We start from the raw sequence: 14,353 nt of genomic DNA, 5'->3' as shown, positions 1-14,353 counted from the left end.
TGATGGTCGCCTTGCCGCTGATCGGTGCGCTGCTGTGTCTCGTCTGGCCGGGCAAAGGTGACGACAAGGCGCAGATGGCTCGGGTGCTGGCGCTTGTGACCACCCTGGGAACGTTCGCCCTCGGTGTCCTGCTGTGGCTGACCTATGAAATTGGCGGTGCGCAGTGGCAATTTGTTGAAAGTTATCCGATCTTTGGCCGCTTCGCCTGGGCGCTTGGCATCGATGGCATCGCCCTGATGCTGATCATGCTGTCGGTATTCCTGATGCCGATCTGCATTATCGCCAGCTGGCAATCGATCAAGACGCGCGTGCCCGAATATATGGCGGCATTCCTGCTGATGGAATCGCTTATGATCGGCGTGTTTACGGCGCAGGATATCTTCCTGTTCTACATATTCTTCGAGGCTGGCCTGATCCCGATGTATTTGATTATCGGCATCTGGGGCGGTCAGGATCGGATCTACGCAAGCTACAAATTCTTCCTCTACACATTGCTCGGATCGGTGCTGATGCTGATCGCGATGCTGTGGATGGTGCAGGAAGCCGGCACGTCAGACATCCCCTCGCTGATGGCCTATGATTTCCCGGCCAATATCCAGAATTGGTTATGGCTCGCCTTCTTTGCGAGCTTTGCGGTGAAGATGCCGATGTGGCCGGTGCACACCTGGCTGCCCGATGCGCACGTTCAGGCACCCACGGCGGGATCCGTGATCCTCGCCGGGGTGCTACTGAAGATGGGTGGCTATGGCTTCATCCGCTTCTCGCTTCCAATGTTCCCGGAAGCCTCGGCGGAACTGGTTTGGATTGTCTTCGGCCTCTCAATGGTCGCGGTTGTTTACACCTCACTCGTCGCCCTGGTGCAGCAGGATATGAAGAAGCTGATCGCTTATTCTTCGGTTGCGCATATGGCCTTTGTTACGATCGGTCTCTTCGCGTTCAACCGCCAGGGCATCGAAGGTGCGATGATCGTCATGCTCTCGCATGGCCTTGTCTCCGGCGCGCTCTTCCTGTGCGTCGGCGTGATCTATGATCGCCTCCATACGCGTGAGATTGACCGCTATGGCGGGCTCAGCACCAACATGCCGCGCTATGCGATACTGTTCATGCTGTTCACCATGGCATCGGTTGGCCTCCCAGGCACGAGCGGATTTGTCGGTGAGTTCCTGGCTCTGGTTGGCGCCTATGAAGCCAATAGCTGGGTTGCCTTTGTCTGCACCACCGGCATCATCCTTGGTGCGGCCTATATGCTCTATCTCTATTGGCGGATTTGCTACGGCGAACTTGAGAAAGAAGATGTGAAGGCAATGCCTGATCTTTCGATCCGCGAATTTGCGACACTCGGTCCAATCGCTGCTGTTGTTCTGTGGATGGGTGTCTATCCAGAAAGCTTCCTCGCCCCGATCCGCGACGATGTCGGTACGCTGCTCGAACGGATCGAGCGCGCCAACCCACCGGGTGATGCACAGCTTATTATGGGTGCAGGCATGGCAGAAGGTACCGATCATGGCGATGCCCATGGTGGCGGCCATGACGGGGAGGGCACGCACTGATGACTACGCTTGAGAGCCTCCTCGTCGTATTGCCGGAGCTGATCCTGACGCTCGGCGCGACGGATCTGTTGCTAGTCGCCGCGTTCAGCAAGAAAGTGGACAAGGCACGCCGTGTCAGCGTCTATGCGGTGCTGATGCTGATTGGGTGTGGACTTGCCTTGCTGGGTCCGGCGAGTGACGGCGGCGCTGTCTTTGGCGGATTATATGTCGCCGATGCCTTCTCGACCTTTACCAAAGTGCTGATCTACGCCGCGGCCGCGATCGCGATCCTCATGGCACCGCGCTTTTTCGACAAAGCCGGGGAAATGCGCGCGGAATATCCTGTCCTGATCCTGTTCGCCGTGCTGGGCATGGGCTTCATGGTCTCATCCAATGACCTGATGATGCTGTATATCGGCCTCGAGATGCAGAGCCTTGCGGCTTATGTGTTGGCAAGCTTCATGCGCAAGGATCTGCGCTCGGCTGAAGCGGGTCTCAAATATTATGTGTTGGGCGCTCTGGCGAGCGGGATCCTGCTTTACGGTATCTCGCTGCTCTACGGTTTTACCGGCACGACCACCTATGACGGCATCGCGATCGCGATGGCCACTGGCATGTCGACCGGCGAACTGTTTGGCCTCGTATTCGTGCTGGCTGGCTTGGCCTTCAAGATCAGCGCGGTGCCGTTCCATATGTGGACGCCGGATGTCTACGAAGGCGCGCCGACACCGGTGACCGCATTCTTCGCCTCTGCACCGAAAATCGCCGCCATCGCCTTGTCGATGCGCGTGATGTTTGAAGCGCTCGCACCGGCCACCGATGCCTGGCAGCAGATCGTGATCTTCGTGGCCTTGGCGTCAATCGCACTGGGTGCGGTCGCGGCAATCGGCCAATCCAATATCAAACGCCTGCTGGCGTACAGCTCGATTAACAATATCGGCTTTGCCTTGATCGGCGTAGCGGCCGGCACCCAAGCAGGCGTTGCTGCCACCCTGTCCTATATGGCGATCTACGTCGCGATGACCTTGGGTAGCTTCCTGTGCGTCTTGCAGATGCGCGATGAGAATGACCGCGCGGTCGAGGATATCGAAAGCTTGGCGGGATTGTCCAAATCACGACCGGGACTCGCCGCAGCGTTCGCAATCTTCATGTTCAGCCTGGCGGGTATCCCGCCGCTATTGGGTTTCTGGGGCAAGTTCCTGGTCTTCGATGCGGCTGTGGCTGCCGGCCTGTTCCCGCTCGCGGTGATCGGTATCGCGCTGTCGGTAATCGGCGCCTATTATTATCTGCGCATCATCAAGACGATGTATTTTGACGATCCGGCACCGGCATATGCGCCCGCCAATTCGGTCGTCGAGAATGGGTTGATCGCGGTAACCGCGGTTGCCGTATCGCCGCTCGGTTACCTGCTGGTGCCGTTTCTGGCGCTTACCGCGGGCAATGCCGCGGCCGCCTTGTTCTAGGCCGAGCACCCCCTGGCTATCCGCATCCAGACCGTCGCCGAAACCGGCTCCACCAATGATGACATGATGGCGCTTGCCCAGTCCGGCGCAGAGGAAGGCAGCTGGCTGCGCGCCGAACGCCAGACCAGTGGGCGCGGACGCCAGGGCAGGGCATGGGACTCTCCCAGCGGCAATCTCTTTGCGAGCACATTGGTGCGGCTGCGGCCTGATGATCCACCGCCAGCGACCTTGGCCCTCGTGGCATCGCTGGCGCTCTACGAGGCCGTGTCAGCATTTCTTCCAACGGATGCTCATGATGAGTTGAGCCTCAAATGGCCGAATGACTTGCTCCTTCGACTGGCAAAGCTTTCCGGCATCCTTTTGGAACGTAAGGATGATGCAATCGTCATCGGCATCGGCGTCAATCTCGCCAGCCATCCGGACAGTCTGGATCGAGTGACTATCAGCCTGTCAGCCTATGGACCGCCGCCGGCTCCGGATATTTTCTTAATCGAACTTGCGGACCGCTTTGCCGACTGGGTTGTTAGTTGGCGCGCAGACGGGCTCGATCATATCCGCACCAGCTGGCTGAAGCGTGCGCATGCTAAGGGCACTGCATTGAGTGTGCACGACCCGTCGGGCGAGCGTATCGACGGGAGTTTTGACGATATCACCCGCGATGGTGCGCTATGCCTGCGCTTGGCGGATGGGTCTGTCCGTGTCATGCATGCGGGCGATGTTTTCCTTGTTTGAGGACTGATGCGATGCTGCTCGCTGTCGATGCCGGTAATACCAATGTTGTCTTCGCTCTCGTCAAGGAGAGTGAGATCGTCGCGCGCTGGCGGATCGCGACCGATCCGCGGCGTACCGGCGATGAATATGCTGTTTGGCTGCACAATCTCATGGCGCTTCAAGGATTTGATCCCGGCGACGTAGAAGCGGTGATCATCTCTACCGTGGTACCGCGCGCGCTCCATAATCTGCAGGTTCTGGCATCAAAATATTTCGATGTTGAGCCATTGGTTGCTGGAGAGGCGCCCGTCGAATGGGGGATCGCACTCGATATTGATGAGCCCACCAGCCTGGGCGCAGACCGCGCAATCAACGTTATCGCTGCCCACGCGCTGCACCCCGAAGATCTGATCATTATCGATTTCGGTACGGCAACCACCTTCGATGTCGCCGACTATAAGGGTGCGTACAAAGGCGGTGTGATTGCTCCCGGTATCAACTTGTCGCTCGATGCGTTGGTCGGAGCTGCGGCCAAACTCCCGCGCATCGCAATCGAAGCACCGCGCGATAACTCGGTGATCGGCACCAATACCGAAGATCAGATGCATATCGGCGTCTATTGGGGCTATATCGCGATGATCGAGGGGCTGGTTGAGCGGACCCGCGCTGAAATCGGTCGACCCGCGAAAGTGGTGTCCACGGGCGGGCTGGCCAGCCTTTTTGATGAGCATACGGACATATTCGACATTATTGAGCCCGATCTGACGATTCAGGGGCTGGCGATGCTCTACCAAAGGTCTAGATAGACCAGCATGACACCCAAAAACGAATTGCTTTTCCTCGCGCTCGGCGGGTCGGGCGAGATTGGCATGAACGTCAATCTCTACGGTACCCAGGGCAAATGGGTCATGGTTGATTGTGGCATGACCTTTGGCGATCCCTATTATCCCGGCATCGAACTCGTCCTGCCTGAGCTGGAGTTTATCGAAGACCGCGCGGATGATCTGCTCGGCATCGTGCTGACCCATGGCCATGAAGATCATATCGGTGCGATTCCCTATCTGGCAGCCGATTTGGGCGTTCCGCTTTATGCGACCGCATTCACGGCGGGTCTGATCTATCGGAAACTCGAAGAGGCGAGTCTCACGGAACAGGTCGAACTGAACGTTATCGAGCCGGAAACTGATTTTGAGCTTGGCCCCTTTGGTTTTCGGTACATCCCGCTTGCTCACTCGATACTTGAGGGCAATGCGCTGGTCATTGAGACAGACCATGGGCGTGTGTTCCATACCGGCGATTGGAAGCTCGATCCCGATCCACAAACCGGCACGCCGACCAGCCCGGAAGAAATGAAGGCGATTGGTGATACTGGAATTTTGGCGCTGGTCTGCGATTCGACCAATGTTTTCAATCAGAAAGACTCTGGCAGCGAAGGCGCGGTCAAGGCTGGACTTGGCGAGATTATCAGCGAGGCAACCGGCCGCGTACTCGTAACAACCTTTGCATCCAATGCAGCGCGACTGCAGACGCTGGGGCGGATCGCGAACGAAACCGGGCGCAAAGTCTGCGTCGCCGGGCGCTCGCTCAATCGGATTATCGATACCGCCAAGGCAGTCGGCTATCTGAAGGATTTTCCGCCGACCATCGATTTTGACGAAGCCATGCGCATTCCGGCGCGCGAGCTGCTGATCATTGCCACAGGTGGGCAGGGGGAATCCCGTGCCGCGCTGGGGCGGATTGCCGAAGATAATCATCCGTTGACCCTGGACAGCGGAGATTTGATCATTTTCAGCTCCAAGCAGATACCCGGCAACGAGCTCGCCATCGGCCGCATTCAGAATGCGCTGGCAGAGAAACAGATACCGATCATCACGGATCGCCAGGCCATGGTGCATGTATCCGGGCATCCGGGTCGTCCCGAGCTCGCAAAAATGTACGAGTGGATTCGGCCGGAGATATTGGTGCCCGTACATGGCGAAATGCGCCATATGGCGGAGCAAGCGCGGTTCGGCGCGTCGCAGGGGATTCCCAAGACCATTGTTCAGCAGAATGGCGATGTGGTCCGTCTTGCGCCCGACGGCCCCAAAATAATCAGCCATGAGCGAGTGGGGCGTCTCGTGCTCGACGGGGATACGATTGTTGCGGCGGACGGCGAGGCGATGAACGAGCGACGCCGGATCGGCCAACGTGGCTTGATCGCCGTGACCGTGGCCTTTGGCGCAGATGGCAAGATGCGCGGCAGTCCATCCTTCTCAATGGCCGGCATTCCGGTCGAGGAAGATCGTGAGACATTTATCGATGAGGCGATTGAGGCCGCTGCCAATGCGGCGCGCGCCGGCGCTAGCGATCCCGAAAAACTGCGTGAGGCTATTCGATTGGCCGTGCGGAGAATGGCCACGCATTGGACCGGCAAGAAACCGGTGGTCAATGTGTCCCTGATGGAGGTTTAGCCATGGAGCCAATTTCTGCTCTGGCGATCTATTTTCTTTTCTGGTTTCTCTCGCTTTTCATCGTTCTGCCCTTTGGTGTGCAAACGGATCGAGAAATGGGTGTGGAACCGGAACCGGGTCACGCAGAAAGCGCCCCGCATCGATTTCGTGCTGGCCGGATAGTGGTGCGCACAACCTTGGTTGCGACTATTTTGTTCGCGTTATTCTATGCAAATTACAGCTATGGCTGGATTGGCACGGACTTTCTCGATTTTCTAAAACCGGAGTCGATGCGCAACAGCTCTTAGCGCAGGCGTTCGATCGCCTGGGCGAGCGCAACATAGAGCTTGCCATTATCCGAGGATAACAGTGTCACAGCGAGCGGCGCCCCATCGCGTGCAGTCAGAACCCGGCGGAGCATCGCTTCAAAGTCGTGCACATAGCGATTGACCTGCTCGCGGAAATCGCTGTTATTTTCATATTCAGCAACGATTTCACGGGCTTCACCCGTATCCAGTAAGCGTACAGCGCGGCGCGAAAAGATACCGCGATCGCCTTTGAGATAAGCGGCCCAAGCGGTGTCGGTGACCTCATTGGAGAGGATCTTGCTGACATCGATTGCTGTTGAGTTCAGTGATTCAATCAACAGCGTCACGCTGCGAGCGAAACCGTCGAGCGTCGCCTCTTCAGCGCTTGCCTCCGTTTCTCTGAGTTGCTGCTGGACCGACGAATTCCTGCTCTCAATCTCGGCAATCTTTCTGTCGAGATTTGCGATTGCAGTAGTCGCAGTTTCGGCTGCCCGTTCGGAAGCGGCTGTTAGCTCGGCAATGCGCGCTTCGACATTTTCACCAAGAGCATCCGTCATCGCTGCCTGAGTGGCCTCGGTCAGAGCCGCCGCACTTTGTGGGATAACTTCGCCAAATGCGGCCCGTGCTTTCTCGGCTGCCTGATCAGCGGTTTCACGAACCTGCATCAGTGTTTCGATCAACCGAGGCGCAGCGCCATCGGCAATACTTTCGGCCTGTTCCGACGAATGGGTGAGAGCGGCCTCGATGCTATCAATATCTGTCCGCATGGCGGTAATACGATCACCGACCCTTTCGACAAATACGCCGACCTGACTCCGCTGATCTTCCAAACTTTCGCCGGTCACGCTGATGAAGCTGCTTGTATCGTCTGCAAGTTTCTGCAGCGTCTCGAGTTCGGGGGCCAGATCGGTGATCGCCTCTTTCAGGTGCACAGCGCGTTCTTCGGTGGCTGCAAACGCCTCCGGAAGCGCATCGCTTAGCGAGGACGCACTGAGGTCCAGCGCTGCCTTCACCTCTGCGGCGCGGGCGATCAGGCGTTCTGTTGCCTCATCATTGCCGCCAATGCTCTCGCCTAATGCGGCCATCTCCCGACCCAGGCTATCTAGTTCTTCGCCGAGTGCCCGGGCATGGGTTGCACCATCTTCAGATAGGCTGGAGATGCGACCTTCAATATCGCCAAGCCCTGTGCCCAGATCACCGAGCGTCGCGGATGTCGCTGTCCGGTGTTCGTCCAAGCGATTGCTGAATGCTGAAAGTGCGGCATCCGTTGACGCGATGCGCTCATCAAGCGCGGCGGCTGCCTCTTCGCCTTCCTTGCTAAAGCTGGTGCGGGCATTTTCGATCATTGCGGTTAAGGCAGTGCCGATTTCGTCGACGACTGTACGGGTGTCTTCTACTGCGCCACTGGAACGATCGAGGGCCGCATCGACGGTTGAATTGATCAGATCTCCGGTGCTTGTCAGTTTTGCCGCGGCAACTTCTGCAACACCTTCAATGCGCGCGAGATTTGCAGCCAATGATTGGGCCGCGCCGTTCGCCACCTCATTGGCCTGCTCTCCGCGAGATTTGAGGGTCAGCATCTGCGTATCAAGTGCGGCTGCTTGCTCATGCGCATTAATGCCGGCTTCGCGCAGTCCAGTGCTAACCGCCCGGGCCTGTTGTTCAGCACGTGGAAGATCGTTCATCAGGACTTCGACATCTTCGCGTGCCGTTTTCGTTGCCTTTTCCATGACGCTGGATTTTTGCTCGATCGACTGACTGGCCTCGCCAATCATGTCGCTTACGGCGCGCATACGACCTGCAGCATCATCGCCAAGCGTCAGCAGGCGATCGGTTTCACCCGAAACGCCTTCGCGAACTTCTGCTAGCTGGGCAGATATGACGGCCATTGCATTGTCGAGCCGACGAGCCTCAGCACGAAGGGCCTCTGACGTGCGCCCAAAGCGGATCGCTTCGCGGCGGCTTGTGCGTTGGGTTAGCAGCCAAGCGACACCAAGGAGCGCCAGCGGCACGCTTGCAATGGCAACCCAGTTTGCGATCTGTGTCAAAGTCGGTGCTTCGTCGGCAATGCTCGAATAAGCGGCCCAACCGACAAATCCTGTCCAGGCAAGAGCAAGCAATGCGATGATGATTGTCGGCACCCGTTCCGCAAAAGAAGGCGCCTCGAGATCAAAATCCCATTCCTCTTCGTCGATCCATTCGCTGGTACCGGCGTTTGTGCTGATATGCGCGGACAGCGCCTCGGCATTACGTTCGAGATCCGTCACGTCATTTGCAGGTTCGGCCATCGCATTTCCCTCTCGGTTGGGCGTATTTACCATGTTTTAGGCCCGTCGGAAGCCCGGTTTGGCAACGGAGCGTTAACGGCGATGCGTTAGGGCCACACTATGGCATATGATCCAGGCGCCCTTGATAAAACGCTCGCCGCCGCTGTCGGCGACGATCCGACGCTGATTTCGGAACTTCGTTCTGCGTTTGTTCAAAGCGCGCAACGGCAGGTTTCTGCGCTTCACAACGCTGTTAACGATCAGCAATGGCAGGTGGCCGCATGGCGGCTTAAAGGCCTTGCTGCAAGCTTTGGTGTGACCGATTTGATGGTCCTCGCCAATCAGGCCGCAGAGGGCGCCCCATTTGATCAAATGCTGCTTCATCGCATCGATAAGTCGCTTGCCGGCTTTTCGAACAGCTTCGATTTTGGCGACGAAAGCGAATAATTGACGTTCGCCGCGCAGGCGAAAAATCCCCCGATTTGCAGTCCAGATGCCTTTCCAAGCAAGGCTTTGTAAGCCTATTCCGTGGGCGGATGGCAGCGGAACGGAACTTATGGCTTTTGCGGCGCTAATCGCGGCCTATCAGGAAGCAGAAGACGGCGCTGCCGGGCTTCGGGCAATGCTGCCAATGGCTGGTCGCAGCCTTTTGGAGCATCAGGTTCGCCGGGCGATTGAAGCGGGCGCGAGCCATGCTGTCGTGCTTGTTGAGCGGGTACCCGCCGAACTCAGTGCCGCACTTGATCGATTGAAGCGCGATGGAATTGCGGTCCGGCTCGCCCGCGATCCAATGGATGCCGCCGATCATTTTCATCCCGAGGAAGCTGTGCTGCTGGTCGCTGACGGGTTGGTGGCGGCACCAGATTGTTTTGAGGCGATGGCAGCGCGGACAGCGCCGACCATTTTGGTTGTCGCCGACACACCAGACAATACGGAGTTTGAGCGCGTCGATGCCAGCCACCGATGGGCGGGACTTGCGCTGACGACGGTCGAGAGCGTTGCCGCGACGGCGCAGATGCTCGGTGAGTGGGATCTGCAATCAACCCTGATGCGGAGGATTGTTCAGGGCGGAGCAGACTTTCTGCCAGTAGATGGCGATGCCGGTGTTGTCGTCGACGCGAGTGAAGCCGTCCTGCTGGCCGAGGGCAAGGATGATAGCCGCGATGCCGGGCATACCATGTTGCGGCGAAACAGCGTCCAGGTTGAAAGTTGGCCCGAGCGGTTTCTCTATGGCCCGATTGCGATACGCGTTGCGCCGATGCTTCTCGATCGTCGGTTGGACGCGATTTGGCTTCGCGGCTTCGCGATCCTTCTTACCGCGGCAGGGGCAGCGGCAATCTGGATGACGTGGCTTTGGACCGGGCTGATCTTGCTGCTGCTCGCCGGTCCGATTGATGCCATTGCTGGCCGTATCGATCTCGCCCAGCTGCGCGATTATGAGGGCAGCTGGGAGCTGCGAGCGGTGCGCGGCTTTGCCCAGGCGACCGCGATGTTGGCCATGGGCAGTCTTGCTTGGGCCGAAACAGGAGAAGCAGCCTATCCAGTGATGGCAATCATGGCGATCTTGCTGCTCGTTCTGGCACGACGTGCGAGCGTTCAGATCCGCAAATTTCCCAATTTTGAGAGCCGTTTGATGCCCTGGCTGGCCGACGGAAACGCGGCGATTTGGCTGATAATTCCATTTGCCGCAGCTGCTCTCTGGTATTACTGGCCTATCGCGGTCGTAATTTATGCCTATATCACACTGATATTACAGCAAAATATCATCAGAGAGGGCGTTCGCAACCGAGACTGAGCTCCTGAAACAAGATTAGCACGGTCTTAACGACGTTTCGGCTATGTCTCTGCCATGTCTGATCCGGCCAATTCTGCCCCGGAAACTGCCGACGAGCGCGCTGCTGCGTTGCTCGCGGCGGCCGCGCGCGCGTCCTATGGCCGATCATTTAGTGGGTATTTGTCCATTGCGGCCCTGATGCGGCCAGAGGTTGTGCGGCTCAGCGAAGTCGAACGCCGGGTAATTCGGGAGATGCTGCTCGGCTTGGTCGAACAGATCGAGCAAGAGCTGCGCGCCCGTATCTTGGCCTCACCCGATTTGGAGACCGTTGAAGAATTCACCGCATCGTTGAGCGCACCCCATATCGCAATTGCCTGGCCGGCGCTTTCGGCCGCCGAGCTGCCTGATGACACCGAACTGGCCAAGCTACTGGTGCAGCGTGCCCGAGCCTATACGATCATCCGTTACTTGCGACGCTTCGGGAGTGTCGCCGAAGACTCAGTAATCGAGCAGCTGACCGAACACACCGAACCTGCAATCTCGGCAAGCGCAATGAATCTATTGATTGCTGAGAGTCGATCCAATGATCGCTTCGATGACCCGCGTCTTGGCCGGGCTGATTTACCTGAGCCTGTTGCCCGTCGGTTGATATGGACAATCGCTGCGGCAATTCGCGATTATGGAAAGCGGTTTGACGAGCTCGATCAGGCGCGGCTTGAAACCGTTGTTACCTTGGTGGCGGGCGCAATGGTTGCCGAGCATGATGACACTTCAGCGCTTGCCGTCGCTGCCGAAACACTTGCGACTGCGTTGCAAGATGCTGGATCTGTCGATCCCTCACTATGGGTTGAAGCCGTGCACGGGGCGCGGCTGCATCTCTATGTCGCGATGGTGGCCGTGCGTGCTGAGATTGAGTTCGAAGCGGCCTGGGACATGATATCCATGCCCGATGTGGCGACGCATATGGTTTTGCTCAAATCCATCGGTGTCGATCGCGATACCGCTTCCCAGTTAGTGACCATGATAAGCAGGGCAGTTTCGCAAGACGAAGCTACGGCCGACAATCACGCCGCGGCGTGGATCGAAACATATGATACGCTGGACGCGACGAATGTTGAGGAGGCGATGCGGGCATGGCGGGTAGATCCGGCCTATCGCAGTGCCCTGTCGTACCTCTCGTCCGCCAATCGAGGCGCATCGTCATGACGGATTTCGGAGCCTCAAATGCCGTGTCCGTTGGACGGGTCGACAATCAGGGATGCCTTGTTGCTGCTGATCCCCTGTTGGAAGATCTTCACGAGGGTGCAGGCGGAGTGCCGGGTGGCAGCCTCGCAATTCCGCAAATTGCGGCTCTTGCAAAACTAGCGGAAAGGCTGGGCGTCGCCGTGTCGCGCAGCGTCATTGCGGCGAAGGGTGATCGCGATGTTGAGCTACACATTCAAGCCGAGCCCGATAGCGAAGGGGTTAAGCTCGCGATTGGCGGATGGGTCGAGCGGGACCCAATCTCACCTGAGGGCGGCAATGACGGCTTGCGAGACCATGATTTTTTGCGGGCAGATGCAGATTGGCTTTGGGAGACCGACCATGCGTTGCGACTGACGGCGTTGTCACCGGATGCCGAGGCCGCATTAGGGTCGCTCGATCCCTATATTGGCCAACCGCTTACCGGGCTGTTTCGCTTTGTCGAAGGCGTTGATGGCGCGCTCCCGATTCTCAACGCCCTGGCTGAGCATCGTCGGTTTGCGCGGCAAGAGGCAGTGCTTCGCCCCGATGGAGATCAGCGGGTTGAGCTGACGGCGGTTCCCTTGATTGACGGAGCTGGACGCTTTGGAGGATTTCGCGGTACCGCAACTGCGCAGGCTGCAGAGGCTGTTGCCGTTCAACCTGCCGCAAATGATGCCGAAATTCCGGATGCCTTCGGGCGCCAGATCGACCGCGCGCTGCGGGCGCCGCTCGACCGGATCGTGGCCAGTGCACACAGTATCGAGGCGCAGCTCGAGGGGCCGATCCGTGGCGACTATGCCGAATATGCGGGCGATATCTCGCGCGCCGGACGCCACTTGCTTGGGCTGATCGATGACCTTGTCGATCTCCAGGCTGTTGAGCGACCAGATTTTACGCCCGAAGTGCAAGATATCGATCTCGCCGATATCGCTCGTGATGCCGCCGGCTTGCTTTCGGTGCGCGCCAGCGAAAAGAAAATCCGTATCGACCAACCGGCAGATGACGAATCTTTGCCGGCACGCGCTGACTATAAGCGGGTGCTCCAGATTTTGGTGAACCTGGTGGGCAATGCTGTGCGCTTTGCCCCGGAGGATAGCCAGGTCTGGATCCGATGCGAGAGCGAGGGCGATCTTGCAGCGGTGATCGTTGCTGATCAGGGACGCGGAATATCGGCTGAGGATCAGCCTCGCATTTTTGAGAAATTCGAACGGCTATCGGCCAGTGAACCGGGCACCGGGCTCGGTCTTTACATTGCGCGGCGACTTGCGCGCGCAATGGGCGGCGATATCGATGTCGATAGTGCCCGCGGACAGGGCGCCCGCTTTGTGCTGACCCTGCCAGTCGACGCTTAGAGTTTAGCGGCTGCCAATCGGCACATAGTCGCGCTGTTCCGGGCCGGTATACAGCTGACGCGGGCGACCGATGGTTTGTGCGGGATCCGAGATCATCTCGTTCCACTGCGCTACCCAGCCAACCGTGCGGGCAAGTGCAAACAGCACCGTGAACATCGTCGTCGGGAAGCCGATGGCTGACAGGATTACACCCGAATAGAAATCGACATTCGGGTACAGCTTCTTCTCGATGAAATAATCATCTTCAAGCGCGATTTTCTCAAGCTCGCGCGCTACATCGAAGATCGGATCGTCGACGCCCAAAGTGTCGAGCACTTCAGTGGCCGTCTTCTTCATGACCTTCGCGCGCGGATCGAAATTCTTATAGACGCGGTGGCCAAAGCCCATCAGGCGGAACGGATCGTCTTTGTCCTTGGCGCGCTTGATATATTCCGGAATACGGTCTGGCGTGCCGATTTCGCGGAGCATGTTGAGCGCCGCTTCATTGGCACCGCCATGAGCGGGACCCCAGAGGCAAGCGATGCCGGCAGCAATACACGCGAAGGGATTGGCACCTGACGATCCGGCCAGGCGGACTGTCGAGGTGGATGCATTCTGCTCGTGATCGGCATGCAGGATGAAGATCTTGTCCATCGCATCTTCGATGATCGGATTGACCTCATATTCTTCAGCCGGAACGCCGAACGTCATGCGCAGGAAATTGCCGGTGTAGGACAGGTCATTATCCGGATAGAGGAATGGCTGACCGATCGCATATTTATAGGCCATCGCCGCAATCGTCGGCATTTTTGCGATCATCCGATGCGAGGCTATAGTGCGCTGCTCAGGGTCGGAAATATCTGTCGAATCGTGATAAAATGCAGATAGCGCACCAACGACACCGCACATGATGGCCATCGGGTGAGCATCGCGGCGGAAGCCGTTATAGAGCGTCTTCAATTGCTCATGCACCATCGTGTGCAGCGTGATCGTCCGCTCGAAATCGACAAATTCTTGCTGTCCGGGAAGCTCGCCGTTGAGGAGCAGATAGGCGACTTCCATGAAGCTCGACTGTTCGGCGAGCTGTTCGATCGGATAGCCGCGATGGAGCAGGATACCCTTGCCACCATCGATATAGGTCAGACCGGATTCACAACTGGCAGTCGATTTGAAGCCGGGATCGAAGGTGAACAGGCCTGTCTCGGCGTAAAGCTTGCGAATATCGACGACGTCCGGGCCGACCGTGCCCGAATCCACGCTATATTCATGCTCATTGCCATTAACCGAGAGTTTAGCGCTGTTGTCACCCATATATTC

General features: G+C 58.0%; 12 protein-coding genes. 10 read left to right on the top strand and 2 right to left on the bottom strand.

What is annotated here, in order from left to right:
• Nucleotides 1-2: 2 nt before the first annotated feature.
• From HFP51_RS05515 to HFP51_RS05490, 6 genes are all read left to right on the top strand, one after another.
• Nucleotides 3-1,550, top strand: a complete 1,548-nt coding sequence (locus tag HFP51_RS05515; protein WP_370462951.1) for an NADH-quinone oxidoreductase subunit M — start codon at nucleotides 3-5, stop codon at nucleotides 1,548-1,550.
• A complete protein-coding gene (gene nuoN / locus HFP51_RS05510; RefSeq protein ID WP_176874739.1) occupies nucleotides 1,550-2,992 on the top strand; it encodes an NADH-quinone oxidoreductase subunit NuoN in 1,443 nt (480 codons plus the stop codon). The genes HFP51_RS05515 and nuoN overlap by 1 nt, the downstream gene beginning before the upstream one ends.
• 63 nt (nucleotides 2,993-3,055) lie before the next feature.
• A complete protein-coding gene (locus HFP51_RS05505; protein ID WP_370462946.1) occupies nucleotides 3,056-3,724 on the top strand; it encodes a biotin--[acetyl-CoA-carboxylase] ligase in 669 nt (222 codons plus the stop codon).
• A gap of 11 nt (nucleotides 3,725-3,735) precedes the next feature.
• Nucleotides 3,736-4,509 carry a type III pantothenate kinase gene (locus tag HFP51_RS05500; protein ID WP_176874738.1) on the top strand — a complete coding sequence of 258 codons (774 nt, stop codon included), beginning with the start codon at nucleotides 3,736-3,738 and terminating at the stop codon, nucleotides 4,507-4,509.
• A 6-nt stretch (nucleotides 4,510-4,515) separates the two neighbouring features.
• Complete coding sequence (locus HFP51_RS05495; RefSeq protein ID WP_176874737.1) at nucleotides 4,516-6,153, top strand: ribonuclease J; 1,638 nt, start codon at nucleotides 4,516-4,518, stop codon at nucleotides 6,151-6,153.
• A complete protein-coding gene (locus HFP51_RS05490) occupies nucleotides 6,105-6,440 on the top strand; it encodes a DUF1467 family protein (RefSeq protein ID WP_370462945.1) in 336 nt (111 codons plus the stop codon). Before HFP51_RS05495 ends, HFP51_RS05490 begins: the two co-directional genes overlap by 49 nt.
• On the opposite strand, the gene HFP51_RS05485 is transcribed toward HFP51_RS05490, so the two are convergent.
• Nucleotides 6,437-8,728: a hypothetical protein gene (locus tag HFP51_RS05485; protein ID WP_176874736.1), complete on the bottom strand. Its 2,292-nt coding sequence runs from the start codon at nucleotides 8,726-8,728 to the stop codon at nucleotides 6,437-6,439. The two genes, HFP51_RS05490 and HFP51_RS05485, sit on opposite strands and share 4 nt — an antisense overlap.
• 99 nt (nucleotides 8,729-8,827) lie before the next feature.
• Here HFP51_RS05485 and HFP51_RS05480 point away from each other — a divergent pair, with 99 nt between their 5' ends.
• From HFP51_RS05480 to HFP51_RS05465, 4 genes are all read left to right on the top strand, one after another.
• Nucleotides 8,828-9,154 carry an Hpt domain-containing protein gene (locus tag HFP51_RS05480; protein ID WP_176874735.1) on the top strand — a complete coding sequence of 109 codons (327 nt, stop codon included), beginning with the start codon at nucleotides 8,828-8,830 and terminating at the stop codon, nucleotides 9,152-9,154.
• A 109-nt stretch (nucleotides 9,155-9,263) separates the two neighbouring features.
• On the top strand, nucleotides 9,264-10,502 hold the full coding sequence (locus HFP51_RS05475; protein ID WP_176874734.1) for a hypothetical protein: 1,239 nt from the start codon (nucleotides 9,264-9,266) through the stop codon (nucleotides 10,500-10,502).
• Between the two features lie 54 nt (nucleotides 10,503-10,556).
• Nucleotides 10,557-11,687 carry a DUF2336 domain-containing protein gene (locus HFP51_RS05470; RefSeq protein WP_176874733.1) on the top strand — a complete coding sequence of 377 codons (1,131 nt, stop codon included), beginning with the start codon at nucleotides 10,557-10,559 and terminating at the stop codon, nucleotides 11,685-11,687.
• A complete protein-coding gene (locus HFP51_RS05465; protein ID WP_255454905.1) occupies nucleotides 11,684-13,057 on the top strand; it encodes a sensor histidine kinase KdpD in 1,374 nt (457 codons plus the stop codon). Before HFP51_RS05470 ends, HFP51_RS05465 begins: the two co-directional genes overlap by 4 nt.
• Before the next feature lie 3 nt (nucleotides 13,058-13,060).
• Here the strand turns inward: HFP51_RS05465 and HFP51_RS05460 are convergent, their stop codons facing one another.
• A complete protein-coding gene (locus HFP51_RS05460; protein WP_176874731.1) occupies nucleotides 13,061-14,347 on the bottom strand; it encodes a citrate synthase in 1,287 nt (428 codons plus the stop codon).
• Between the last annotated feature and the right edge of the window lie 6 nt (nucleotides 14,348-14,353).

The organism is Parasphingopyxis sp. CP4 (assembly GCF_013378055.1).
Classification (GTDB): domain Bacteria; phylum Pseudomonadota; class Alphaproteobacteria; order Sphingomonadales; family Sphingomonadaceae; genus Parasphingopyxis.
Note: the sequence above shows the minus strand (reverse complement) of the source record. Positions and strands in the feature narration are given on the sequence as shown.

Excerpts from the sequence above, each read along its gene's own strand:
- HFP51_RS05470 (WP_176874733.1), top strand. The coding sequence starts at position 10,557 with ATGTCTGATCCGGCCAATTCTGCCCCGGAAACTGCCGACGAGCGCGCT.
- HFP51_RS05460 (WP_176874731.1), bottom strand. The coding sequence starts at position 14,347 with ATGGGTGACAACAGCGCTAAACTCTCGGTTAATGGCAATGAGCATGAA.
- HFP51_RS05480 (WP_176874735.1), top strand. The coding sequence starts at position 8,828 with ATGGCATATGATCCAGGCGCCCTTGATAAAACGCTCGCCGCCGCTGTC.
- HFP51_RS05500 (WP_176874738.1), top strand. The coding sequence starts at position 3,736 with ATGCTGCTCGCTGTCGATGCCGGTAATACCAATGTTGTCTTCGCTCTC.
- nuoN (WP_176874739.1), top strand. The coding sequence starts at position 1,550 with ATGACTACGCTTGAGAGCCTCCTCGTCGTATTGCCGGAGCTGATCCTG.
- HFP51_RS05485 (WP_176874736.1), bottom strand. The coding sequence starts at position 8,728 with ATGGCCGAACCTGCAAATGACGTGACGGATCTCGAACGTAATGCCGAG.
- HFP51_RS05465 (WP_255454905.1), top strand. The coding sequence starts at position 11,684 with ATGACGGATTTCGGAGCCTCAAATGCCGTGTCCGTTGGACGGGTCGAC.
- HFP51_RS05505 (WP_370462946.1), top strand. The coding sequence starts at position 3,056 with ATGATGGCGCTTGCCCAGTCCGGCGCAGAGGAAGGCAGCTGGCTGCGC.
- HFP51_RS05515 (WP_370462951.1), top strand. The coding sequence starts at position 3 with ATGGTCGCCTTGCCGCTGATCGGTGCGCTGCTGTGTCTCGTCTGGCCG.
- HFP51_RS05475 (WP_176874734.1), top strand. The coding sequence starts at position 9,264 with ATGGCTTTTGCGGCGCTAATCGCGGCCTATCAGGAAGCAGAAGACGGC.
- HFP51_RS05495 (WP_176874737.1), top strand. The coding sequence starts at position 4,516 with ATGACACCCAAAAACGAATTGCTTTTCCTCGCGCTCGGCGGGTCGGGC.